This is a genomic window from Nocardioides donggukensis (assembly GCF_014842875.1).
Lineage (GTDB): Bacteria > Actinomycetota > Actinomycetes > Propionibacteriales > Nocardioidaceae > Nocardioides > Nocardioides donggukensis.
On record NZ_JACYXZ010000001.1, the window covers coordinates 207,297 to 230,401 of the forward strand.

Annotated in this window: 23 protein-coding genes and 1 tRNA gene; 7 read left to right on the plus strand and 17 right to left on the minus strand. The window is 72.4% G+C overall.

The genetic code is table 11. The annotated features are described in order from the left end of the window. Positions 1 to 243: 243 nt before the first annotated feature. From IE331_RS00945 to IE331_RS00955, 3 genes are read right to left on the minus strand one after another with little or no spacing between them, the layout of a single operon-like run. Positions 244 to 1,656 (minus strand): hypothetical protein, encoded by a 1,413-nt coding sequence (locus IE331_RS00945; protein WP_192139618.1) that lies wholly within the window; start codon positions 1,654 to 1,656, stop codon positions 244 to 246. Between the two features lie 21 nt (positions 1,657 to 1,677). Beyond that, positions 1,678 to 2,007 carry a hypothetical protein gene (locus tag IE331_RS00950; protein ID WP_192139620.1) on the minus strand — a complete coding sequence of 110 codons (330 nt, stop codon included), beginning with the start codon at positions 2,005 to 2,007 and terminating at the stop codon, positions 1,678 to 1,680. Then, a complete protein-coding gene (locus IE331_RS00955) occupies positions 2,007 to 3,464 on the minus strand; it encodes a hypothetical protein (RefSeq protein WP_192139622.1) in 1,458 nt (485 codons plus the stop codon). The genes IE331_RS00950 and IE331_RS00955 overlap by 1 nt, the downstream gene beginning before the upstream one ends. A 157-nt stretch (positions 3,465 to 3,621) precedes the next feature. Between IE331_RS00955 and IE331_RS00960 the strand changes: the two genes are divergently transcribed. After that, complete coding sequence (locus IE331_RS00960; protein WP_192139624.1) at positions 3,622 to 3,915, plus strand: putative quinol monooxygenase; 294 nt, start codon at positions 3,622 to 3,624, stop codon at positions 3,913 to 3,915. A 37-nt stretch (positions 3,916 to 3,952) separates the two neighbouring features. Here the strand turns inward: IE331_RS00960 and IE331_RS00965 are convergent, their stop codons facing one another. Together IE331_RS00965 and IE331_RS00970 are read right to left on the minus strand one after the other, a co-directional pair. Then, on the minus strand, positions 3,953 to 4,879 hold the full coding sequence (locus IE331_RS00965; protein ID WP_192139626.1) for an oxidoreductase: 927 nt from the start codon (positions 4,877 to 4,879) through the stop codon (positions 3,953 to 3,955). Then, the gene (locus IE331_RS00970) at positions 4,876 to 5,697 is read right to left on the minus strand and encodes a maleylpyruvate isomerase family mycothiol-dependent enzyme (RefSeq protein WP_192139628.1); all 822 of its coding nucleotides are present in this window, start codon (positions 5,695 to 5,697) and stop codon (positions 4,876 to 4,878) included. The genes IE331_RS00965 and IE331_RS00970 overlap by 4 nt, the downstream gene beginning before the upstream one ends. 52 nt (positions 5,698 to 5,749) lie before the next feature. Between IE331_RS00970 and IE331_RS00975 the strand changes: the two genes are divergently transcribed. After that, positions 5,750 to 6,037, plus strand: coding sequence for a DUF1330 domain-containing protein (locus tag IE331_RS00975; RefSeq protein WP_192139630.1), 288 nt, complete (start codon positions 5,750 to 5,752; stop codon positions 6,035 to 6,037). Positions 6,038 to 6,052: 15 nt separating this feature from the next. On the opposite strand, the gene sigK is transcribed toward IE331_RS00975, so the two are convergent. Next, a complete protein-coding gene (gene sigK / locus IE331_RS00980) occupies positions 6,053 to 6,586 on the minus strand; it encodes an ECF RNA polymerase sigma factor SigK (protein WP_201930857.1) in 534 nt (177 codons plus the stop codon). Positions 6,587 to 6,775: 189 nt separating this feature from the next. Between sigK and IE331_RS00985 the strand changes: the two genes are divergently transcribed. Together IE331_RS00985 and IE331_RS00990 are read left to right on the plus strand one after the other, a co-directional pair. Then, positions 6,776 to 7,210 carry a MarR family winged helix-turn-helix transcriptional regulator gene (locus IE331_RS00985; RefSeq protein ID WP_192139634.1) on the plus strand — a complete coding sequence of 145 codons (435 nt, stop codon included), beginning with the start codon at positions 6,776 to 6,778 and terminating at the stop codon, positions 7,208 to 7,210. 46 nt (positions 7,211 to 7,256) lie between these two features. Further along, positions 7,257 to 9,053: an NHL domain-containing thioredoxin family protein gene (locus tag IE331_RS00990; protein ID WP_192139635.1), complete on the plus strand. Its 1,797-nt coding sequence runs from the start codon at positions 7,257 to 7,259 to the stop codon at positions 9,051 to 9,053. 74 nt (positions 9,054 to 9,127) lie between these two features. On the opposite strand, the gene IE331_RS00995 is transcribed toward IE331_RS00990, so the two are convergent. Both IE331_RS00995 and IE331_RS01000 read right to left on the minus strand, forming a co-directional pair. Then, positions 9,128 to 9,352: a DUF6458 family protein gene (locus IE331_RS00995; protein WP_192139637.1), complete on the minus strand. Its 225-nt coding sequence runs from the start codon at positions 9,350 to 9,352 to the stop codon at positions 9,128 to 9,130. An 82-nt stretch (positions 9,353 to 9,434) separates the two neighbouring features. Continuing rightward, a complete protein-coding gene (locus IE331_RS01000) occupies positions 9,435 to 11,294 on the minus strand; it encodes an acyl-CoA dehydrogenase (RefSeq protein ID WP_192139639.1) in 1,860 nt (619 codons plus the stop codon). 289 nt (positions 11,295 to 11,583) lie between these two features. On the opposite strand from IE331_RS01000, the gene IE331_RS01005 reads away from it, so the two are divergent. Next, positions 11,584 to 12,477, plus strand: a complete 894-nt coding sequence (locus tag IE331_RS01005) for a sulfite exporter TauE/SafE family protein (RefSeq protein ID WP_192139641.1) — start codon at positions 11,584 to 11,586, stop codon at positions 12,475 to 12,477. Between the two features lie 80 nt (positions 12,478 to 12,557). Further along, positions 12,558 to 13,016 carry an RrF2 family transcriptional regulator gene (locus tag IE331_RS01010; protein WP_192139643.1) on the plus strand — a complete coding sequence of 153 codons (459 nt, stop codon included), beginning with the start codon at positions 12,558 to 12,560 and terminating at the stop codon, positions 13,014 to 13,016. A 15-nt stretch (positions 13,017 to 13,031) separates the two neighbouring features. Here the strand turns inward: IE331_RS01010 and IE331_RS01015 are convergent, their stop codons facing one another. From IE331_RS01015 to IE331_RS01035, 5 genes are all read right to left on the minus strand, one after another. Further along, positions 13,032 to 13,607 carry a hypothetical protein gene (locus IE331_RS01015; protein WP_192139645.1) on the minus strand — a complete coding sequence of 192 codons (576 nt, stop codon included), beginning with the start codon at positions 13,605 to 13,607 and terminating at the stop codon, positions 13,032 to 13,034. Positions 13,608 to 13,770: 163 nt separating this feature from the next. Then, a complete protein-coding gene (locus tag IE331_RS01020; RefSeq protein WP_192139647.1) occupies positions 13,771 to 14,406 on the minus strand; it encodes a DUF2461 domain-containing protein in 636 nt (211 codons plus the stop codon). A 187-nt stretch (positions 14,407 to 14,593) separates the two neighbouring features. Further along, a complete protein-coding gene (locus IE331_RS01025) occupies positions 14,594 to 15,865 on the minus strand; it encodes an ATP-binding protein (protein ID WP_192139649.1) in 1,272 nt (423 codons plus the stop codon). Positions 15,866 to 16,188: 323 nt separating this feature from the next. Continuing rightward, positions 16,189 to 16,264: transfer RNA gene (locus IE331_RS01030), tRNA-Gly, on the minus strand. Positions 16,265 to 16,292: 28 nt separating this feature from the next. Continuing rightward, the gene (locus tag IE331_RS01035; protein WP_192139651.1) at positions 16,293 to 17,054 is read right to left on the minus strand and encodes an SGNH/GDSL hydrolase family protein; all 762 of its coding nucleotides are present in this window, start codon (positions 17,052 to 17,054) and stop codon (positions 16,293 to 16,295) included. A gap of 80 nt (positions 17,055 to 17,134) precedes the next feature. Here IE331_RS01035 and dcd point away from each other — a divergent pair, with 80 nt between their 5' ends. Beyond that, complete coding sequence (gene dcd, locus IE331_RS01040; RefSeq protein ID WP_192139654.1) at positions 17,135 to 17,710, plus strand: dCTP deaminase; 576 nt, start codon at positions 17,135 to 17,137, stop codon at positions 17,708 to 17,710. Positions 17,711 to 17,749: 39 nt separating this feature from the next. Here the strand turns inward: dcd and IE331_RS01045 are convergent, their stop codons facing one another. From IE331_RS01045 to IE331_RS01060, 4 genes are all read right to left on the minus strand, one after another. Continuing rightward, the gene (locus IE331_RS01045) at positions 17,750 to 17,923 is read right to left on the minus strand and encodes a hypothetical protein (protein WP_192139656.1); all 174 of its coding nucleotides are present in this window, start codon (positions 17,921 to 17,923) and stop codon (positions 17,750 to 17,752) included. A gap of 11 nt (positions 17,924 to 17,934) precedes the next feature. Further along, on the minus strand, positions 17,935 to 18,759 hold the full coding sequence (locus IE331_RS01050; RefSeq protein WP_192139658.1) for a DUF4097 family beta strand repeat-containing protein: 825 nt from the start codon (positions 18,757 to 18,759) through the stop codon (positions 17,935 to 17,937). Positions 18,760 to 18,844: 85 nt separating this feature from the next. Continuing rightward, entirely contained in the window at positions 18,845 to 19,381 is a 537-nt protein-coding gene (locus IE331_RS01055; protein ID WP_192139660.1) for a pilus assembly protein HicB, read from the minus strand. Between the two features lie 140 nt (positions 19,382 to 19,521). Then, positions 19,522 to 23,037, minus strand: coding sequence for a heterodisulfide reductase-related iron-sulfur binding cluster (locus IE331_RS01060; RefSeq protein ID WP_192139662.1), 3,516 nt, complete (start codon positions 23,035 to 23,037; stop codon positions 19,522 to 19,524). Positions 23,038 to 23,105 lie beyond the last annotated feature (68 nt).

The window sequence follows — 23,105 nt, forward strand, 5'->3', positions numbered from 1 at the left end:
GGGAACCCCTTATGCACAACGGGTTTCGACTCGCTCGCGGGGCTCGCGGCTCAACCGGCGGGGGCTCGCGGGGCGACCGGCGGTGGTGGGTTTCGACTCGCTCGCGGGGCTCGCGGCTCAACCGGCGGAGTGTGGGGCTCGCGGCTCAACCGGCGGCCACGGGGCTCGCGGCTCAACCGGCGGGGGCTCGCGGGGCAACCGGCGGAGTACGGGGCTCGTGGCTCATCCACCACGGCCCACGGCTCAAGGGGCCGACATGGTGGCGAACGCCAGCCCCTGCTCGACCGCCCGGGCGAACGGCGCTGACGTGGTCGGCGTGTAGTCGGCGACCACGCGGCGTACGTGTGCCTCGAGCTCCCCGGCCGTGGCGGCGTCCCGGATCCCGGCCAGGACCTGCTCGAGGGCCCAGTGGTTGTGCCCGACCCGGGCGTGGTCGACGGCGTCCCGGCGCTCCCCGCCCGGAGGCTCCGAGAAGAGCGGGTACGCCTCGAACAGGCCCCCGCCCGGGCGCAGATCCGCCGCGTCGGGCTCGTGGTCCGGGTGCGCCAGGTGGAAGGCGTGGCCCGCGGCGTAGTCGAAGGGGAACCGGAGCACGAAGGCTCGGCAGAACGGGCACGGGCAGTCCCACCGCCGGGTCGGGTCCGCCCCCAGCCAGGCGGCGCTGCGGCGGAGCCGGATCTTGAGGTACGACGGGGTGGTCACGTACAGGACCCCGTCGCGCAGCGCGTCCTTGATCGGGCTGGTCGCGTCGAAGGTCAGCTCCGTCGTCGGATCTGCGGCGAGGGCGACCAGCGGCAGCATGATCGGTGCGCCGAGGCCGAGGTGGTGCAGCCCGGCCATGGGCCGGCCGGTGGCGGCCCGGTAGCCGTGGTGCAGGCCGCGGGCGGCCAGCACGGTGCGGGTGTAGCGGTTCGGCAGCCTGCCCCCGAAGTCGATCCGGCGACCGGCGACCCGGACGTGGTCGGTGTAGTTGCCGTCGGCCATGTAGGCGCCGAAGCCGGCCGCGACCCGGGAGAGGCCGTGCTCCCCGAAGATCCGCCCGGCGTCGACCGCCGTGTCGTAGGACTCCGCGGAGGCGACCGGGTAGTAGGACTCCCGCAGCCCGGCGGGGAGGTCGGGCAGCCGGGCGGCGGCCCGACGCGCCGTGCCGGCGTTGAGGCGGGCCCAGTCCCGCCGTCGTCGCCCCGTGTAGGCGCGCTCGAGGTCGAGCGCCAGCCAGCAGGCGGGGGTGATGTCCTCGACGCCGATCAGGATCGTGGGGTCCAGCCCGAGCTGGTCCGGCAGACCCCTCTCCCCGTCGCCGGCGAGGCGTCGGGCCTCCTCGCGGGCCGCGACCGACAGCGCGAGGTAGTCACGGGTGAGGTCGTCCGGGAGGTCGCCGGGCCGCACCGACCGGCCGAGGCGGTCCTCCACCTCGCGCAACCGCGCGCGCATTATGGTCGCCCGTCCCCGCAGCGCCGAGGCGACCTGGCCGATGAGCGCGAAGTTGCCGTTGTCGGCCATCAGCGGCAGCCCCCGGCCGCGGACCTGCGCGGCCAGCCCCGCCAGCTGCGGGGTGGCGTTGTTCGGGGCCAGCAGGTAGCCGAACGGGTGCGTGGCGGCCAGTGTCTCCTCGGTGAACGTGTCCGGTGAGAGGTTGTAGACGAAGCGCGCCACGGTGACCCCACGCCTGCGGCGTCAGCCGCGCTTGTGGTCGTTGAGGCACGCGAGGTACGCCGCTTGGGCGGCGGCCGCCTGCTCGGCGGCAGCGCCGGTGCCGCGCGCGGAGTCGCGGGCGTCGCACCACGAGGTCACCGCCTCCCACGCCGAGGACACGCAGGCGGGAGCGGCGGCCAGTCCGGCGGCCACCCCGGCGGCGAAGCCCCCGGCAGCCGCCCCGCACACGGAGATCGCCTGCAGCGTGTCGGTGCGGGCCTCCTGCAGCTCGTCCTTGGTCTCGGCGGCGGCCTCCTCGGCCCGCTCGCGGGCCTCCTCGGCCTCCTCGGCGAGGGCGTCACAGGCAGCCATCACAGGTTCTCCGTTCGGGTGAAGGGGGTGAGGATCAGCTCGGCGGCCCCGCGGGTCGCGTCCTCGAAGTCGTCCGGGCCGGCGGAGTGGGTGCCGAGGGACCAGTCGAGGTGCAGGCGCCCGCGCCACGGGTGCAGCCAGGGTGTCGCGGAGAACCACAACCGGGCCTGCCACGACTCCCGGGACAGGGCGGTCGGGGCGAGCACATCGACCTCGACCCCGGGACCTCCGTCCAGCCGCTCCGAGGCGGATCGGTACCTGCCGTGGGCGACGGCGTAGCCGTCCAGGGTGAGCCCCGCGTGCGCGGGATGCACGAACAGCAGCGAGAGCTCCACGCTGCTGCCGCTCGAGGGGTCGAGGAGCGTGACCCGGCCGACCAGCTTGCCGTCCGGCTCGCGGGCGGCGCTCGCCGCGGTCACGAACCCGGCGACCTCGACGAGGTCGCCGTCGTCGTCGGGGCCGAGGTGGGCGATCTCGGTGTTGCGCCCGTCCGGCAGTGCCGCGGCGAAGGCGAGCCCCGCGGTGTCCGTCAGGTCGGCCACGGCGGGCGGGAGCACCCGCAGGGCGAGGTCCAGGTCGAGTCGGGTGCCGACTGCGGCGTCGGCGACGGCGCGGCGTACGAGTCGCCCGCCGCGGGCCAGAGCCCGGCCGACCCGCTCCGCGTCGGCGTTGCGGCCCGCCGACCGCAGCGTCCGGGCGAGCGCCGCTCCCTCGGCCTGCGCGGCCGCGAAGTGAACCAGCAGGTCCTGCGCCCGGCGCGCCAGCGCCACTGCCGCGGCGGCGATCTCGTCACGCTCGCCTCCGGCACACGCGTCGAACAGCGAGCGCTCGGCGGTGGTGAGGGCGCCGTCCACGCGGTCGACGATCGAGCGCAGCGTCGCCAGCCGACGCTCGGCCCCCGCCGGGTCGGGGTCCGTGGGTCGAGTGGTGTTCAGGGTGCCGTGGACCACGCCGAGGAGGCCTCGAGTCACCGCGGCCACGCAGAGGCCGGCCTCGACGTCGGTGCCGGGGGCCTGCCCCAGCAGGTCGGCGAGCCGCTCGCCCTCCTCGAACGCCGACGGGTCCACGGCGCCGGCCGCCACCTGGTCCAGCAGTGGCGCGGCGCGCGCGGCCAGACCCGCGTCGCTCTCCTGGAGCAGCGCACGGATCCCCTCGGCCTGGGCCTCGTGGTCGGGTCGCGCGGCCAGCTGACGGAGCCCGTCGAGGACCTCGCCGACCCCCGTCAGCGCGTCCTCGGCCAGCGTGCCGTCGCTGGAGCGCACGGCTCGCACGGCCACGGCGTGCCCCTGTCCCGCACCCAGCAGGGTCAGCGAGGTTCCGAGCAGGGCCGGCCAGTCGGCGTCCCGCGCGGCCTGGCGCTGTGCAGCGAGCAGGTCGCCGAGGACCCTGCCGCTGTGCCGCGAGATCCCCGGCAGGGGGACCGCCCGCAACTCCCGAAGGCCCTCGTCCGCGACCATCGTCCACGTCCTCTCGTGCGCACCCGCGCCGACCACGGGTGCTCCACCGGACAGGAGCGGACAGGGGGCGCGCTGATACGAGGAGTCGGCACGCGGCGCGAACCGATCCCGTTGACGTGCCGCCTACGGTGGAGGTCCGTCCACCGAGAGGCCTCCCATGAGCCAGCTGCACGTCGTCGCCACCATCCCTGCGAGGTCGGGATCGGAGGCGGTGATCCGAGAGGCCCTCACGACGCTGGTCGCGGCGACCCGTGATGAGGAGGGTTGCCTCTCCTACGACCTCTACGAGTCGGCCGCGGCGCCGGGCACGTTCGTGACCGTGGAGCGCTGGTCCGGCCAGGAGGCTCTCGACGCGCACATGGCCACCCCGCACGTCGGTGCGGCGTTCGCGGCCGCCGCGGACCACCTCGGCGGCGAGGTCGCCATCCACCCCCTGGCCCCGGTCTCCTGACCCACGGCCGTCGGGGTCCGACCCGCTGGACTCGGGCTCACGGCCAGCGGAGGCCGACGACCTCCTCACTGAGGTCCCAGAGCGCCTTCTGAGCGCGGGGGCTGCGGGCCAGCTGTGAGGCGGTCACCACGCGCGGGAGGCCCCGCACCTCGCCGAGCCCGCTCGGCCCGCAGTACGTCGACCCCGGCAGGTCGGCGGTGGCCGCCATCAGGGTCGGCAGCGCGCCCATCTGGGGCGACTGGGCGGTGGCCCGCATCGCGGCGTCGAGGATGGCCTTCGCCGAGCCGGACTGCTTCGTGGTCCGCCCGGAGGAGAGCAGGTGGGTGGCGGTGTAGCCGGGGTGCGCGGCCAGCGCCGTGACCGGCAGGTCCTCGGCCCGGGCGCGTCGGTCCAATTCGTGGGTGAACAGCAGGTTCGCCAGCTTGGACTGGCCGTAGACCTGCCAGCGGCGGTACCGGCCCTTCGAGGTGCGCGGGTCGCCGACCGGGGCCGTCCGCGCCATCCGGTGCGCGTTCGAGGAGACGCTGACCACCCGCGCGTCCTCGGACGCGACGAGCTGTGGCAGCAGCAGCCCGGTGAGCAGGAACGGGCCGAAGTGGTTCGTGGCCATCTGCAGGTCGAGGCCGTCGCCGGTGCGCTGCTCGGGGGTGGCCATCACCCCGGCGTTGTTCACGAGCAGGTGGATCGGGCCGACCCGGGTCGCGGTCGCCCCGGCGCGGCGCACCGAGGAGAGGTCGGAGAGGTCGACCAGGAGCGAGTCCAGGTCGGCACCGGGCACCTCCTGGGTGATCGCGGCGGCCGTGGCGGCCAGCTTGTCCTCCGAGCGGGCGGCCAGCACCACCCGGGCGCCGTGCCGGGCCAGCTCCAGCGCCGTCCAGCGGCCGATGCCGCTGGTCGCGCCGGTCACCAGGCAGGTCCGGCCGGTGAGGTCGGGGATGTCGTCGGGGTGCCAGGCCGTGCTCACGGCGTCACCGCCAGCGCGTCGACGACCCGGCGGCCGAGCTCCTCGTCGCCCTCCAGCCGCACCTGCCGCGGGGCCCGTCGGCCCCCGGCGAGCACGATGAAGTCCTCCCGGGAGAGGGAGATGAGCACGGTCGGCCCCGTGGGCGGCGGCACCGGTGTCGCCCGGCCGTCGTCGCCGACGCGGACGGCGTACGGCGTGCTGCCGGCGACGTCGAGCACGACCGTGCTGCCGGCCGGCGGTCCGACCCGCTTGCCCACGACCATGCCCAGGCTCTCGAGCAGGTAGTCGGCCGTGTGCCGGGCCGGTGCGCTGTCCAGGCCGCCGGGGCGGCCGACCGCGCGGCGTACGTCCTGCTCGTGCATCCAGATGTCGAGCGGGCGGTTGCGCAGGAGCCGCTCCCACGTCCACGGCATGCCGCCGAAGGTCCGGGCGGGGGAGGCGGAGGCGTCCCGCGGCGGGTCGGCGAGCAGCTCGGTCTTGCGGCGGGTCGCGGACTCGCGGAGCTCGGTGATCAGCTCGTCGGGCGTGCGGTCGCGTCGGGCGGCGACGCCCTGCTCGGTGTAGAGGCCCATGAGGCCGCGGGCGTGCTCGGGCTCCCCGACCTCGACGGTCTCCTCCGGGGCGCCGGCGAGCACCGCCTCGAGGTGCGCGGTGTGCGCGACGATCGCGTGCACGTCCCAGCCCGGCAGGTCGGTGTGCGTGTGCCACTCCTCGGCGGGGAGGCCCTCCAGGACGGCAGTGAAGTCGTCGACCGCCTGCCACCAGACCTCGACGTACCCCGCGAGCCGGTCGGCGTCGTCGGTGCTCTCCTCGTTCATGGGCTGCACCCTAGCGGCGCCAGCACCGGCCCACGGCGGGCAGGATGGCGTCATGACTGCCTACTGGATCACCGAGTACCGCGAGATCGTCGACGAGGCCAAGGTGGCGGCGTACGCGGCGCTGGCCGGCCCCGCCCTGGAGGGGGCCGGCGGCACCTTCCTGGTCCGAGGTCTGCCCGAGCAGACCTACGAGGCCGGTGAGCTGACCCGAACGGTGGTCATCGCCTTCGACTCCGTCGAGGCGGCCCGGGCCGCGCACGACAGCCCGGCCTACCAGGCGGCGCTGGCCGCGCTGGACGGCGGCGCCGTGCGGGACATGCGCGTCGTTCCCGGCGCCTGAGCCGGCCGGGTACACCTAGGCCGGGTCCACGGCCATCGTGGCCAGCAGGCCCCGCAACCGCAGCAGCCCGTCCCGGATGCGGGTCTTGGCGGTGCCGAGGGGGAGCTCGAGCAGCCGCGAGACCTCGGTGTGGGTGTACCCGCCGAAGTAGGCGAGCTCGAGGGCCTCACGCTGGACCGGCGAGAGCCGGGCGAGGGCGGCGTGGACGCTCTGGGCGTCGATGGTCGCGTGCGCCGTCTCCGCGGTCTGGTCGAACGCGGCCGGTCGGCTCCGCTCGGCGTCCCGGGTGTCACGGCGGCGCCGCGCCTCGGAGCCGCGGACGCGGTCCACCGCCCGATGGTGCGCCAGGGTCATCAGCCACGACAGGGCCGTGCCGCGGTCCGGATCGAAGCGGTGGCAGGTCTGCCAGATCTCGAGGAACACCTCCTGGGTGACCTCCTCGGCCTGGTGCTCGTCGCGCAGGATCCGCAGGACGAGTCCGTGCAGGCGCGGGGCGAGGTCCTCGTAGAGCTCGGCGAAGGCCGAGGTGTCACCCGCGCCCGAGGCCACGAGCTGCGACTCGACCGGGCTGATCAGCCGATGACTGGCACCCGGCGGACTGGCAACCGGACGACTGGCAACCGACGGGGCGTCCCCGGGCGGCCGAGCGGGCATGGTCGTCCTTCGGGGCAGGCGGCAATAGGTCATGCGCGAGTATCTTGTGCGCAAACTATCATTGCTCGTGGCAGAATTCGGGATATGGCCGAAACTCAGACACCACCGCTTACCGATCAGGTGTGCTTCGACCTGTACGCCGCGTCGCGAGCGGTGACCGGCGCCTACCGCCCGGTGCTCAGCGAGCTCGGCCTGACCTTCCCGCAGTACCTCGTCCTGATCGTGCTCTGGGACGAGGGCACCTGCCGGGTCCGGACGCTCGCCGACCTCCTCCGGCTCGACCACGCCACGCTGACCCCGTTGCTGCGTCGGATGGAGACCCACGGGTTGATCACCCGGCGCCGGCTGAGCAGCGACGAGCGGTTCGTGGAGATCGCCCTGACGCCCAGCGGCGACGCGCTGCGGGTCCACGCCACGAGGATCCACTGCGGCATGAAGGAGGCCATGGGCCTCGACGACGCCGAGCTGGCGAGCCTGCAGACCGCGCTCCGGACGCTCACCGGCAGCGTCACGAGGTAGCGCGCCCCGCGTGGGTCGGCGTGCCGCCTCCGGGGAGAATGTCGACGTGAGCACCCGACCCCGCGTCCGCGCCCCCGAGCTCCAGGGACGCGGCTGGCTCAACACCGCCGGCCCGCTGTCCCTGCGCGAGCTGCGCGGCCGGTTCGTGCTGCTCGACTTCTGGACCTTCTGCTGCATCAACTGCCTGCACGTGCTCGACGAGCTGCGCTGGGTCGAGGAGAAGCACGCCGACGCGCTGGTCGTGGTCGGCGTGCACTCCCCGAAGTTCGTGCACGAGGCGGACGCCGACGCGCTGGCGGCGGCCGTCGAGCGGTACGGCGTCACCCACCCGGTGCTGGACGACCCCGACCTGGACACCTGGCAGGCGTACGCCGCCCGGGCCTGGCCGACGCTCGTGCTGGTGGACCCCGAGGGGTACGTCGTGGCGCACTACGCCGGCGAGGGCCACGCCCACGCGATCGACGCGCTGCTGGAGGAGCTCACCGCCGTGCACCGGGAGCGGGGGACCCTCCAGCCCGGGGACTCGCCGTACGTGCCGCCCGAGCCGGAGCAGACCGACCTGCGGTTCCCGGCCGACGCCGTGGCGCTGCCGGGTGGGAGCCTCCTGGTCGCCGACGCCGGCCACCACCAGCTGGTGGAGCTGGCCGGGGGTCGGGTCGTGCGCCGGTACGGGTCCGGGGAGCGGGGCCTGGGGCCCGAGTCGCTCAACGAGCCGAACGGCCTGTGCCTGCTGCCCGACGCCGTGGCCGCCCGGGTCGGCTACGACGTCGTGGTCGCCGACACCGTCAACCACGCGCTCCGCGGGCTGCACCTCGCCTCCGGTCGGCTGAGCACCCTGGCCGGGGACGGCCGACAGGCGATGGCCGACCCCGGCCGGGACGAGGGGGCCCGGCTCTCCAGCCCGTGGGCGGTCACCTGGTGGCGGGACCGGGTCTGGGTGGCGATGGCCGGCGTCCACCAGCTCTGGACCTTCGACCCGGAGACCGGGGTCGTCGAGGTCGCCGCCGGCACCGGCCACGAGGGGCTGGTCGACGGGCCGCTGGCCGAGGCGTGGTTCGCCCAGACCGGCGGGCTCGCGCCGGACGGCGACCGGCTGTGGCTGGTCGACAGCGAGACCTCCTCCCTGCGCCACCTCGCCCCCGGGCCGGACGGCGCGTTGGCGGTGACCACCGTGGTCGGCCACGGCCTGTTCGACTTCGGCTTCCGCGACGGGGACCGGGAGCGGGCCCGCCTGCAGCACCCGCTCGGCGTCCTCCTCCTGCCCGACGGAGCGGGGGTCGCGGTCGCCGACACCTACAACGGCGCGGTCCGCCGCTACGACGCCGCGACCGGGCTGCTCTCGACGATGGCGACCGGGCTGGGCGAACCGTCCGGGCTGGTGTCCTTCGACGGCGAGGTGCACGCGGTGGAGTCGACCGGGCACCGGGTGACCCGGCTGGACGGCGCCGCGGGGGAGCAGGCCGCGGACGGCTTCGCGGCCGCCACCCAGCGCCCGGTGACGGAGGTGGCGGCGGGGCTCACGCTGACGGTGCCGTTCACGCCGCCGCCCGGGCAGACGGTGGACGACCGCTTCGGTCCGTCCGCCCAGCTGGTGGTCACCGCGACGCCACCGGCGCTGCTGCGCGGAGGCGACGGGCGGGGGGTCGAGCTGGGCCGGGAGCTGGTCCTGGACCCCGCCGTCGGCGAGGGCGTGCTGCACGTCGCGGCCCGGGCGGCCACGTGCGACGAGGGCGGTGGCGAGGGCGCCGCCTGCCGGATGCACCAGCAGGACTGGGGGATCCCGGTCCGGGTGGCCACGGACGGCTCGGCCGAGCTGGTGCTGCCGCTGGGCGGGGTCACCTGAGGCCACCGGGACGCACGACGGCCGGCGTACCTGCGGTACGCCGGCCGTCGGGTGCGGTTCGCCTGTGCTGCGCCTCAGGCGGGCGGCGGCGGCCGACGGTCGTCGACCACGGTGGTGCTGCGGGTGCGCTGCTGGTTCATGACCAGGGCCAGCACGATCGCCAGCACCCCGACCACGATGAAGATCCAGCCCAGCGTCTCGGCCGCGATCGCGTCATCCACGCTTGCCGGCAAGTCGATCGCGCCGGTCGCGAAGATCAGACCGATGACGAGCAGCACGATTCCGATACCGATGCCCATGTGAGCACTCCTTAGCGTTGCGGACGTTGTGCACACCGTCGACCGGCGGGCACGTCTTGTCAATCACCCTCGGGGGTGGCGCTCAGAAGGCGTCTTCGGGGAGATCCATCAGCGAGAGGTCGGTCGCCTCGGCGATGGCCCGCTCGGCGGCGATCCTCGGCAGCACGTTGCGCGCGAAGAACTGCGCCGCGGCGACCTTGCCCTCGTAGAACGACTGGTCCTTCCCGGCGTCGCCGGCGAGCTTGCCCAGGGCGACCTCGGCCTGACGCAGCAGCAGCCACGCGCAGACGATGTCACCGAGCACCATGAGCAGGCGGCTGGTGTTCAGCCCGACCTTGTAGATGTTGCGCAGGTCGCCGCCCTCGGCGCTGGCGTCGGCGCTCATGAGCTGGTTGATCAGCTCGCCGACGATCGCGTTGCCGTCCTCGAGGGCGGTGGCGAGCAGCTCGCGCTCGACCTTCAGTCGGCCGTTGCCGGCCTCGGACTTGATGAAGGCCTCGATCTCGCCGGCGACGTGCCCCAGTGCGGTGGCCTGGTCCTTCACGATCTTGCGGAAGAACAGGTCCTGGCCCTGGATCGCGGTGGTGCCCTCGTAGAGGGTGTCGATCTTGGCGTCGCGCACGTACTGCTCGACCGGGTACTCCTGCAGGAAGCCGGAGCCGCCGAAGGTCTGCAGCGACTCGGTGCCCAGCAGCACCCAGGACCGCTCCGAGCCGTAGCCCTTGACGATCGGCAGCAGCAGGTCGTTGACCTTCTCGGCCAGCTCGTCCCGCTCGCCGGTGTGCTCGGCGATCTGCACCTTGTCCTGCCAGCTCGCGGTGTAGAGGACCAGCGCGCGCATCGCCTCGGCGTACGACTTCTGGGTCATCAGCGACCGGCGGACGTCGGGGTGGTGGGTGATCGTGACCCGCGGGGCGGTCTTGTCCGCGGCCTCGGTGAGGTCGGCGCCCTGCACCCGCTGCTTGGCGTAGTCGAGCGCGTTGAGGTAGCCGGTGGAGAGGGTGGCGATGGCCTTCGTGCCGACCATCATCCGGGCGTTCTCGATCACCTGGAACATCTGGGCGATGCCCTCGTGCACCTCGCCCAGCAGCCAGCCCTTCGCCGGCTCCTTCTCGCCGAGGGTCAGCTCGCAGGTGTTCGAGACCTTGAGGCCCATCTTGTGCTCGACGTTGGTGACGTAGACGCCGTTGCGCTCGCCGGTGAGGTCGCCGGTCTCGAGGTCGAAGTCGAACTTCGGCACGATGAACAGCGACAGGCCCTTGGTGCCCGGGCCGCCGACGCCCTCGACGCCGACCGGGCGGGCCAGGACGAGGTGGATGATGTTCTCGGACATGTCGTGCTCGGCCGAGGTGATGAACCGCTTGACGCCCTCGACGTTCCAGGTGCCGTCGTCGTTCATCGTGGCCTTGGCCCGGCCGGCGCCGACGTCGGAGCCGGCGTCGGGCTCGGTCAGCACCATCGTGCAGCCCCACTGGCGGTCGACCATGAACTGCGCGATGCGCTTGTCCCGCTCGTTGCCGTTGCGGTGCACGACGCCCGCGAAGGGCGCGCCCGCGGCGTACATGTGGATCGGTGCGTTGGACCCGAGCACCAGCTCGCCGATCGCCCAGTTCAGCGACGACGGGGCGGGGGTGCCGCCGAGGTCCTCGGTGATCTGGAGCCGCCAGTACTCGGCGTCCATCCAGGTCTGGTAGCTCTTCTTGAACGACTCGGGGATCGGTGCCGTGCTGGTCTCGGGGTCGAAGACCGGGGGGTTGCGGTCGCTGTCCTCGTAGGAGGCGGCCAGGTCCTCGCGGGCCAGCCGGTCGACCTCGCCGAGGATGTAGCGCGCGGTCTCGCCGTCGACCTCGCCGAAGGGGCCCTGGCCCAGGACGTCGTCCCGGCCGAGCACCTCGAAGAGGTTGAACTCGATGTCGCGCAGATTGCTCTTGTAGTGGCTCACGGACCCACCCTTTTCGCTGTTTCGGGGCACCGGTCCCGGCGCGGGATCCGGTCCTTCTTCGCGGTCCAGCAGGCCGTCATCGGTGCCCGGCTACTGGTCGGTAACAAAATCATCCTACGTCGGGACGCCGACCGCAAGGAGCAGACCCCGGGAAGTGACGCAGAACGCGCGTCCGGGCGTGATCGCCGTCACGCGGCGGCGGGTCGGAGTTGACGTCGGCGCTGATCCGATGTCCACTAAGCCAGTAATAAAACTACATTGGTAGACATTGAAGAGAAAGGCGCTCCTCATGCGCAAGCTGATCGTGCTCGGTGTCGTCGGGCTGCTGGCCCAGCTCATCGACGGCTCCCTCGGGATGGCGTACGGCGTCACCTCCTCGACGCTGCTGCTCGCGGCCGGGGTAGCGCCGGCCGCGGCCTCGGCGGCCGTGCACTTCTCCGAGATCGGCACCTCGCTGGTCTCGGGGGTGGCGCACAGCCGGTTCGGCAACGTCGACTGGCGGACCGTGGGCATCCTCGCGGTGCCGGGCTTCGTGGGCGCCTTCGCCGGCGCCACGTTCCTGGTCGGGCTGGACGGTGACGCTGCCAAGCCCTGGGTGGCGGGCCTGCTGCTCGGGCTCGGCGGCTACGTGATCTGGCGCTTCCTCGCGCTCGGTGGCCGCCGACCGCAGTTCCGGGGCAGGCCGTCGGTCGGCTTCCTGGCGCCGATGGGACTGTTCGGCGGAGCGCTCGACGCGATCGGCGGGGGCGGCTGGGGTCCGGTCGGCACCACGTCGCTGCTCTCCTCCGGCCGACTGGAGCCGCGCAAGGTGGTCGGGTCCATCGACACCTCGGAGTTCGTCGTGGCGGTCGGAGGCTCGCTCGGCTTCCTGCTGGCCCTGGGGTCGGCCGGCATCGAGTGGGGCTACGTCGTCGCGCTGCTCGTCGGCGGCGTGCTGGCCGCCCCGGTCGCGGCCTGGCTGGTGCGGATCATGCCGGCCCGGATCCTCGGCGTCGCCGCGGGCGGGCTGATCGTGCTGACCAACGCGCGGACCGTCGCCGACTCCCTCGGCGCCGACGGCGCCACCGTCGGGATGCTCTGCCTGGGCCTGTTCGTCCTCTGGGTCGCCGGCATCGTGTGGGCGGTACGCCAGGAGCGTGGGGTGCGGGCCGTGGCCGACCGGGAGCCGGTGCTCGTGGCGTGAGCGTCGCTCCCGGCCCGCCGTCGTGGGCGAAGTGCAGTGAACAAGGTGACCTGGTGCAGAACTCTGGGAGACTGGGCACCATGCGCGTCTCCGCGAAGTCCGACTACGCCCTCCGCGCGCTCATCGAGATCGCCGGCCGCTCCGACGGCCGTCCGGTGAGCGCGGAGGAGATCGGCCGACTGCAGGAGATCCCGCACGGCTTCCTGCAGGCGATCCTGGCCGACCTGCGGCGGGCCGGGATCCTGGTGTCGCAGCGCGGGCAGGCCGGGGGCTGGCGGCTCGCCGGGGAGGCGACACGGGTCACCGTCGCCGACGTCATCCGCGCGGTGGACGGGCCGCTGGTCTCGGTCTACGGGCTGCGGCCGGAGGCGGTCACCTACAACGACCGCGCCGATGTGCTGCAGCACGTGTGGATCGCGGCCCGGCACTCGCTGCGCGACGTCTTCGAGCAGGTCAGCATCGCCGACCTCGCCGGGCGGGCGCTCCCCGACGCGGTGACCGCCCGGACCGCCGACGAGGACGCTTGGCAGTCGCACTGACCGGCCGGCTCCTCCTCAGGAGGCGACGAGCAGGTCGCGTTGCTCGCGCGGGGCCACCCACCGGCGCAGGCGCGTGACGACCGGGTTCCTGCGCTCGAGTCGGCGGCGCCGGACGGTGAGCACGACCCCGGCCAGCTGCTCGGCCAGGTCGACCGAGCCGGCTCCCTCCTCCAGGCGACGCACGTGCACCCGCCCGGCCGGCAGCAGAGGCGCCCAGGTCTCGAGCGGGCCCGCGACCGGTGCGGAGTCGGCGTACGTCGTGAGGACGAGGTGCACCTCGAAGCCGGCGAGGGCGTCGAGGATCAGGGCCGCCTGCTCCTCGGTCGCCTCGGCGAAGCGCGGCTGGCTGAGCACGGTGTCGCGCCCGGCCCGGTGCGCCCGACGGCAGAGCCCGGCCCAGGCGCCCTCGACGTCGCGACGGCGCAGGCCGGCCTCCCGGTGCCGGCGGAGCATCTCGACCGCCGCCGTCTCCACGGCGGTGCCGTCGGTGGGCGTGAGGCAGCCGGCGCGGGCGAGGAGCTCGTGGTGGTCGGCGAGCGGGCGGTGCGGCGCCCGCGGGCCCACGTGCAGCAGTGCGATGCGACGTCCCATGCCGGGAGCGTCTCAGCGGCAGTCGTCGGCCCGGTGAACCACCGGCGAACGGGTCGGCTCGGGTCGGTGACCGGTGCCCCGCATCTGACCGAGCCCGACACAAGCGACGGGTCGGCGGTGCTGAGCCCGACACAAGCGACGGGTCGGCGGGGCACGCGACGGGTCAGCGGTCGGTGCGCTCGCTGATCCAGGACACGAGCGGGCGGAGCTCGCGCCAGTCCGCCCGGACGACGTCGAGCAGCTCGGGGGTGTGGATCACCGGCTCGAAGCCGTGCGAGCGGCCCACCGTGAGGGAGCGGTGCCGCAGCAGCTCGATCCGGGGGTGGTCGGCCGGGTAGCCGCGGGGGCTGGTCTTGAGTCGGTCCCCGCCCACCTCCCAGCCGCCCCGGCGGAGCGTGGCGAGCACTCGCTCGAGCGCTCGCCCGGTGCGCTCGTCGTCGATCGCCTCCCGGACCGCCGCCAGCCGGGGGCCGGTCGCCTCGTAGAAGCCGGCGCCGGTGCGGACCCCGCGCGGCGAGACCTCGACGTACCAGCCGGTCGACGGGCCGGCGGCGACGAACGCGCCCTGGTGTGTCTTGTACGGCGTCTTGTCCTTGGCGAACCGCACGTCCCGGTAGGGCCGGAACACCTTCGCCGGCCCGAACTCGTCGGCCAGCGCGGAGGTCAGCGCGGTCATCGGCGCCAGGACCGACTCCCGGTAGACGTGCTTGTGGGCCTCCCAGAAGGACTTGGTGTTGTCGACCTCGAGGTCGTCGTAGAAGTCGAGGGCGGCTGGGGGGAAGCCGGCGAAGTCGCTCACCCGGGAAACGGTAGCCGAGCGCGGAGAGGGCACGGAACGCGCGAAGCCCCCGGCCGGGGCCGGGGGCTTCCCTGGTTGGATCGCGTGGAGGGGTAGTTGCGAAACCTCGCTCACCTGCAGTGATGCGATCCCGGTTGGGACCGGTTTCCCCGCGACCAATTGGGAACATCTCACGAGCCGTGACGACTTAGCCCTGGTTGGTGGGCTCGTTAGAGTCCCGCAGGCTCAGTCGGTCTTGGCTCAGCAGACCGGAAGCAAACCCTTGCATGAGCACGAAAGGCTTCATGAGGGGATTGCGGAACCTGTACCTAGGTGTTCGAGTAACCGAAGTTGACTCCAAGATGTACGGCGGTTCGCTACTGAACCTCTTCAGGTGTGCGTTGAAGTCAGAGTTCCGTCGCGGCACCCCGAGCAACTCCTCCAGGGGCGGCCGCACGTCAGACGCGGTGAAGTGGCCCAAGTGATCGGGCACCGCCATGGCGCACGCGAGAATGGTCTTGTCGAACGTGGCGTCGCTTCGCGCGGCAATCGTGGCCTTGTAGTAATTCTCCTTGATACTTGGCTCGGCGTCGTCCTTCGCCTGCATGAGGGCATCGAACACCTGCTCGAAGGTGATGACGTGTTCATTCGCGTAGATCGACCGCTTGCCGACGGAACTGGCCAGAAGGTGCGTGTAATAGGGGAAGCCTTGAGACAGGTTCGCGATCGCGCTTACGGCGCTTGCGTCGATGTCCAGGGTGTACCCGGACCTCTCCCCGAACGCCTGGAAGCCGCGGGTAACGATCTCGGACAACTCATCCTGTGTCATGCGGGGCATCGCGATCTGACGTAACGACCGGTCGACCGAGGCGTGGCCTGCGATGAGGCCGGAAACATCGTCTGCCACCCCGACGAGGCAGACGGTGCATTCGACCAGGTCGTCTGAGATCTGCTTGACGAGATCGGCGAACGCGTCGCCGTGTGCGTAGCCGTTGATGCGATCGAACTCGTCCACCACCACGAGGAGCGGGGCGCGGGATGCGAGGAGGTGAAGGGCGCGGCCAACACTCTCGGGCGTGGGCGCATCCATGAACATGTCCTCGATGCGGTCGATCGTCCCGGCGAGGCTCGCGCGGACCTCATCGTCTGTGGTGTCTAAGAACTGCTGAAGACGAGGCACCAACTTCTGCCACACAGTGCTGAAGTCGTCCTCGGCTCCACAGGTGAGGCGTAGGCGGATGCCGTCTGGAGCCTGGATGCCAAAGATGGCCATGCCCATGTACGCGAGCGAAGTCTTACCCACTCCACGCTCGCCGAACACGATGGCGTGCTGGCCTTCTTCCTGCATGGCCGACACGAGGCTGCTCAGTTGCTGGGCCCGGCCTCGGAACAGTTGGCGGTCGTCTGTTGGAGCCGATGGCTTGAAGATCTTGCTGAGCGTGGCCACGTGCACGCTTGCGGCAACGACGTCAGATTCCATGCGACACAATCTATCATGCCGGTATATAAGATATCAAAGTGAACTTTATTGTGTTATTAATTGCGTCTGGGGCTTCTAGTTCCTTCGATGAGCCCTACGTTTCTTTCGCGAGTTCGGAGGGCCGGGATCATCCTCCTGTGCTCGCTGTCGCCCTTGGCCAGGTCGCAAATCGCCGCGGTCGACCCTGCTCACGCGGCTAGTGGGATGGTCGGTGACTGTCCGGCGTTCCGACGTCGCTCTCGGAAGGTGGCGCGGCGGCAAGCGCAACGCCGCGGGGACGGCCGCGGGGCTCATCTCCGTGGCTAGGTTTCGCACCTAGCACGTGGAGCGGATGACGAGATTCGAACTCGCGACATCGACCTTGGGAAGGTCGCGCTCTACCAGCTGAGCTACATCCGCAGGACCGGCGGACCGGTCGGAGGAGATGTTACGCGAACGGGCCGAGGTCCGGGTGCCGTGGGGTCACCGTGTCGCCGCTGGAGCGGCCGGTCAGGCGTCGGTGCACCCACGGCACCGCGAACGACCGGGTCCACGCGAGGTCGGCCGCCAGTCGCTGCGCCCGGCCCGGGGTCTCCCGCTCGGGCAGCGTGGGCAGTGGCAGGTCGTGGCTCACGTCGAGGGTGTCGAGCACGTGGACCGCCATCCGCTGGTGGCCGAGCGTGCTCATGTGCATCCGGTCGGTGTCCCAGTAGCGCCAGTCGCGGTAGTCGCGCATCCGCCAGAAGTCGACGACCGTGGCCCCGTGCCGGTCGGCGCTCTCGCGCACCAGCTCGTTGTAGAGCGCGAACCGCCCCCGCAGTGCCCGGTAGATCGCCGAGCCGCCCGGGTCGAACGCGGTCCACACGAGCAGCCGGGCGCCGGTGGCCGCGATCCGCCCCAGCCCCGCGTCGTACGCCGCCACGAGGGCGTCGAGGTCGACCTGCGGCCGCATGATGTCGTTCGCGCCCGCATAGACGGTGACCAGGTCCGGGCGCATCGCCAGCGCCGGCTCGAGCTGCTGGTCGAGGATCTGACCCAGCTTGCGGCCCCGGACGGCGAGGTTGGCGTAGCCGAGGTCCGGCTGGTGGACGGCGAGGGCCTCGGCGACCCGGTCCGCCCACCCGCGCAGGCCGTTCGGGCGGTGCGGGTCCGGATCGCCCACGCCCTCGGTGAAGGAGTCGCCGAGGGCGACGTAGCGGTGGAAACCCATGCCGGGAGCCTACGAGTGGTTTCGAGACGCGTGGCGCGGGCCCTCCTCACCGACGGCGGCCGCTGGGTAGGGTGCCACCCGTGCTGCTCTCCGATCGCGACATCCTGGCCGAGATCGACGCCGGCCGGGTCCGGCTCGATCCCTTCGAGGAGGGCATGGTGCAGCCGTCGTCGATCGACGTCCGGCTGGACCGCTACTTCCGGGTGTTCGAGAACCACAAGTACCCGCACATCGACCCGGCGGCCGACCAGTCGGACCTGACCCGGATGGTCGAGCCCGACGGCGACGAGGCGTTCATCCTGCATCCGGGCGAGTTCGTGCTGGGGTCCACCTACGAGGTGGTCTCGCTGCCCGACGACATCGCCGCGCGGGTGGAGGGCAAGTCGTCGCTGGGCCGGCTGGGCCTGCTCACCCACGCCACCGCCGGCTTCGTCGACCCCGGCTTCTCCGGGCACGTGACCCTGGAACTGGCGAACGTCGCGACCCTGCCGATCAAGCTCTACCCGGGGATGAAGATCGGGCAGTTCTGCTTCTTCCGGCTCTCCTCGTCCTCCGAGCACCCCTACGGCTCGGCGAAGTACGGCTCCCGCTACCAGGGTCAGCGCGGTCCGACGCCGTCCCGGTCGTTCCAGAACTTCCACCGCACCTCGATCTGAGGGCGGCCGCCGGCCGCTTCCCGACCCGCCGCCGGCGGATCAGGTGTCGATCACGTCGGCGAGCCGGCGTACGCCGCGGGCCAGCGCCCGCCGCGGGGAGCGGGGGGCGCTCGCCGGGGCGTCGCCCGGCCGGTTCGTCCGGGAGGCGGACCGGACCGTGCGCTGGTCGATGCGGTGCCGGGCCTGGGCCTCGTGGGTGATGTGGTCGATCATGGGGTGCTCCTTCAGCTCTGCTTGAGGACAATGTCGCCGCTGACGCTGCGGGCGCGGATCTCGATGTGCTGCTCGCCGTCCTGGGGGCGGCCGACAGCGGCCAGTTCGGAGGCGACGTGGCCGGTGAGCGTGGACACGTCGGTCCACACCGGCACGCCGGCGGGCACGCCGACGACGACGTCGCCCGAGACGTTCTTGGCCTGGAGCCCCCCGGCGTGCAGGGTCCCGACCTCCAGGTCGCCGCTGGCCGCGCTCAGGCTGATGTCGCCGTCGGCGTGCGCGATCGTGAGGCTGCCGGAGCCGGACTTCAGCACCGAGGAGTCCTGGGTGCGGCCGATGGTGACGTCGCCGCTGCCGGTGGAGACGCCGCTGGTGCCGGCGATGCTGCCGACCTCGACGTCACCGGACCCGCTCTTGACCCGCAGGTCGCCTCCGATGTCGACCAGGTCGATGTCCCCGGAGCCGGTGTCGATGACCGTGACGCCGATGCTGCGCTCGACCCGCACGTCGCCGGACCCCGACTTGAGCCGGACCGTGCCGAACGTGCCGTCGGCGACCTGGTCGGCGGAGCCGGTGCGGGTCTCGAGGTCGGAGCCGGTCGGGACGCTCACCACCACCCGGAGGCCGGACTCGTGGCCTCCGAGGAAGCCGAGCCTCTGCCGCGGGGCCAGGACCGTGATCCGGCGTCCGGTCTGCTCGATCACCACGTCGTCGGACTGGTCGCCGGTGACGGTGACGGTGCTCCGCGAGGTCTCGGTCGCGGTCACGGTGAGGGTGCCCTTGCCGAGCTCGACGTACAGCTCGACCGGCTCCGGTGTCTCGTAGGTGCGTTCCATGGCTCCTCCAGGGTGTGCTGGTCCGCCGGGCCGGCCGGAGCCGGTCCGCGGAGGGTGTGGGTGGTGGGTGGTGGTGCGGGGCCGGTCAGACCCAGCCGGTCATGCGGTTGCCGCGGCGGCCGCCCCGCCCGAACGGGTCGCCGCCGAGGAACGGGATGCTGGACAGGTCGATGTCGACGTTGATCGACTGGTCGGCCGTGGTCGCACCGCGGACCACGTTGACCAGCCAGGTGTTGAGGGAGTGGCCGGACCGGGCGGCGAGCTCCTCGGCGCGGCTCTTGACCGACTCGGGCAGGCGCAGGGTGATCCGGGCGATCGCGCCGTCCTCCTCGGTCTCCTCGGCGGCGGGGGCCGGATTCGGTGGCGGGGGCGGTGCCGGCGCCGGCAGGTCGAGGACGAAGCCCAGCTCCCGGCCGTTGAGCCGCACGTCGACTGAGCCGGCCGGCATCTCGGCGGTGATCTCGCTCGCGGCCTGCGAGACGGCCTCCATCAGCGCCAGCCGGGCGGCGGGCTCGAGGGCGGCGACCAGCCGGTCGGCCGCGGACCGGATGTCGTCCCCGCCGGCTTCGGCGGCCGCGACCAGGTCGCGGCGGAGGCTCTCGACGTACGGCGTGATGTCCATGCGCATCACTATGACATCACTCTGACGTCATGACAAGATCCTTGTGACGTCACAGACGACAGCGCGGTGGATCCCAGGCACCAGGTGCCCGCGATCCACCGCGCTGTCGGGGTGAACCTCGTCCGCTCCGGTGGAACGGCTCAGAGATCGAAGAGCGAACCGGCCTCGTCGATGTCGGCGGCCTTCGGCGTGTGCTCGGCGCCGCTCGGCCTGCCTTCCGGTTCGTCCTTGGCTGCGGCCTCCGGCTCCGGCTCGGGCTCTGCCTCGGTCTCCGGCTCGGCCTTGTCCTCTGCCTCCGGCTCTGCCTCTGCCTCCGGCTCTGCCTCTGCCTCCGGCTCGGGCTCTGCCTCGGTCTCCGGCTCGGGCTCGGCGACCGGCTTGGCCGCCGGAGCGGCCGGCTCGGGTGCGGCGATGTCGAACAGCGAGCCGTCCTCGGGGATCTCCGGGGCCGGCTCCGAGGCGGCCTCGACCTGTGGCTCCGACTCGACCTGAGGCTCCGGTGCGGAGGTGTCGCTGTCCGCGACGGTCTCGGGCCCCGACGGCACCGCGGCCGGCTCGGGCTCCGGGTCGTCCTCGGTCGCGGCGGACTCCGCCGCCTCCGGCTCGACGGCCGGTGCCGTGGAGGCCGTGGAGGTCGCAGAAGCCGCCGGGGCCGCGGGCTCCGGGGCGGCGATGTCGAACAGCGACCCGCCGTCGGGGATCTCGGTGGACGGCTCCGGTGCCGGCTCGGCGCCGACGGCCTGCGCGGGCTCGGCGGCGGTCTCGGGCTCCGCCGCAGGCTGGTCCTGCGCTGCATCGGTCTCCGGCTCCGGCTCGGCGACCGACGCCGCCGGAGTATCAGGGGTGGGCTGGCCGGCCGCGGCCGTCGCGCTCGGGTCCGGTTCGCCACCGAGGTCGAACAGCGACCCGCTGCTGCCCAGGGGCTCGTCCTCGTCGGCCTGGTCGACGCTCGTCGCCGGCCCCGCCTCGTCGGCGCCGGCCGGCTCCGCGCTCGCAGCCGGCTCGTCGCCGGCCACGGGCTCCGGCGCCTCGGCGGCGGGAGCCCCCGCCCCGTCGTCGGCCCCGTCGTTGACCCCGTCCTTGTCCATGTCGCCGCCGAGGTCGAACAGCGACCCGCCGGCCTGGGCGGCCGGCTCCTCGGCAGGCTCCTCGGACTGCTTCGGAGCCTCGGTGTCGGCGGGCGTGTCGAAGAGCGAGGACCCCCCGCCTGCCTCGGCGGCGGGCCCGGGCTCGGCCGGGGTGTCGAACAGCGAGGACCCGCCGCTCGCCTTGGCGGCCGGGCCCACGTCCTCGGTGTCGGTGACCGTCTCCTCGGTCTGCGTGACGTCGCCGGCGTCCGGCTCGGCCTTGGTCGCGACGTCGGTGGCCGCCCCGGCCCCCGCCGCCCCGGTCCCTACGGCCCCGGCCTTGGCGGCCGGCTGCGCCTTCGGGCCGGCCCGCTCCGCCGGCTTGGTCCGGGTCGCGGTCTCACCCTTCACCGAGGCGAGCAGCATCTGTGCGACGTCGAGGACCTCGACCTCCTCGCGGGCGTTGCCGTTCGCCTGCTCCGAGGTCAGGCCGTCGGAGAGCATCACCCGGCAGAACGGGCAGCCGACCGCGATCTGGTCGGCCCCGGTGCCCACCGCCTCCTTGGTGCGGTTGAGGTTGATCCGCTCCCCGATGTTCTCCTCCATCCACATCCGGGCGCCGCCGGCACCGCAGCAGAAGGACTTCTCGGAGTTGCGCTCCATCTCCACGACCTCGGCCCCGGGCATGATCTGCAGGAGCTCGCGCGGCGGGGAGTAGACCTGGTTGTGCCGTCCGAGGAAGCACGGGTCGTGGTAGGTGATCGAGCGCTTGGCCGCGCCGGCCCCGTCGGTGACCGGGGTCAGCTTGCCCTCGCGGACCAGCCGGTTGAGCAGTTGGGTGTGGTGGACCACCTCGAGCTCGACGCCGAAGTCGGCGTACTCGTTCTTGAGGGTGTTGAAGCAGTGGGCGCAGGTCGAGACGACCTTCTTGACCTTGAACTCCTTGAACGACTCGGCGTTCTGCTGCGCGAGCCCCTGGAAGACGAACTCGTTGCCGGCCCGGCGGGCCGGGTCGCCGGTGCAGGTCTCGCCCTTGCCGAGCACGCCGAAGCTGACGCCGGCCAGGTCGAGCAGCTCGGCGACCGCGCGGGTGGTCTTCTTGGCACGGTCCTCGTAGGCGCCCGCACAGCCGACCCAGAACAGCCAGTCGACCTCGTCGAGGGACTCCAGGTCCTCTCCGACGACCTTGACGTCGAAGGGCAGGTCCTTGGCCCAGTCCAGCCGGGCGCTGCCGGCCATGTTCCACGGGTTGCCCTTGTTCTCCAGCCCCTTGAAGAGCTGGTTCAGCTCGGCCGGGAAGTTCGCCTCGACGAGCACCTGGTAGCGACGCATGTCCATGATGTGGTCGACGTGCTCGATGTCCACCGGGCACTGCTGGACGCAGGCGCCGCACGAGGTGCAGGACCAGAGCACGTCGTCGTCGATCACGGCGCCGCCCTCGGGCATCCACGCCCACTCGCCCTCGGTGGCGCCGACGAGCGGCCGCTCCGCCTCGACCAGCACGTCGCCGGGCAGCTCGGCGCGGGCCTCCTCGGAGTCCGCCTGCAGGTACGGCGCCTTCGCGTAGGCGTGGTCGCGCAGCATCGTGATGAGCAGCTTCGGCGACAGCGGCTTCTCGGTGTTCCAGGCCGGGCACTGCGACTGGCAGCGGCCGCACTCGGTACAGGAGGTGAAGTCGAGGATCCCCTTCCAGGAGAAGTCCTCCACCTTGCCGACGCCGAGCACCGAGTCCTCGTCGAGGTCGTCGATGTCGTCGAGGGTGATCGCTTTCCCCTCAGAGGTCAGCGGCTTCATGGCGCCCAGCGCCGTGCCGCCGGACGACTCGCGCTTGAACCAGATGTTGAAGAAGGCGGTGAACCGGTGCCAGGCCACGCCCATGGTGGTGTTGAGCGAGATGACGATCATCCAGGTGAAGGAGATGACGATCTTCAGCATCGCGATCGCGTAGATCCAGCTCTCGATGCCCGAGGTCGACATCCCCGAGAACGCCTCGCCCAGCCAGGCCGAGAACGGGAAGTGGAACGCGGTCGCGTCCTCCGAGTGCTCGCCGCCCTTGGCCAGTAGGGCGTACTCGAGTCCGCGCAGCGTCATGATGCACAGGCCGACGCCGAGGATCACGGCCTCGACGAAGTACCCCTGCCACATCGTCGAGCCGAAGAGCCGACCCTTGGCTCCACGGGTGCGCTCGGTGGGCCGGCTGGCGCGGTAGCCGATGAAGCCGACGATCGCGACGATCATCACGACCGTGAAGAACTCGGTCACCCACTCCCACAGGAAGAAGTGGCCGATCAGGGGCAGGGCGAAGTGCGCGTCGAACAGCTGGCCGAACGCCGTGACCAGGGTGAAGAAGAGCAGCCCGAAGCCGACGAACACGAACCAGTGGGCGGCCCCCACCACGGTCCACTGCAGCATCCGGGTGTGGCCGAGCGTCTCCTTGACCAGCGTCACCGTGCGGGCCGCCGGGTCGTCGGTGCGGGACACCGGCTGACCGACCCGGACCACGCCGAGCATGCTCCGGATCGCGCGGACGAACAGCGCCACGCCGACGACGGCAATGGCCAGGGAAACGACGATCGCGAAGATCTGCATGAAGGAACTGCTCCTCGTCCGGCGGGTGGGCCACCTGGTCAGGCGTGGGGCGAGCCTAGGGCGACCGA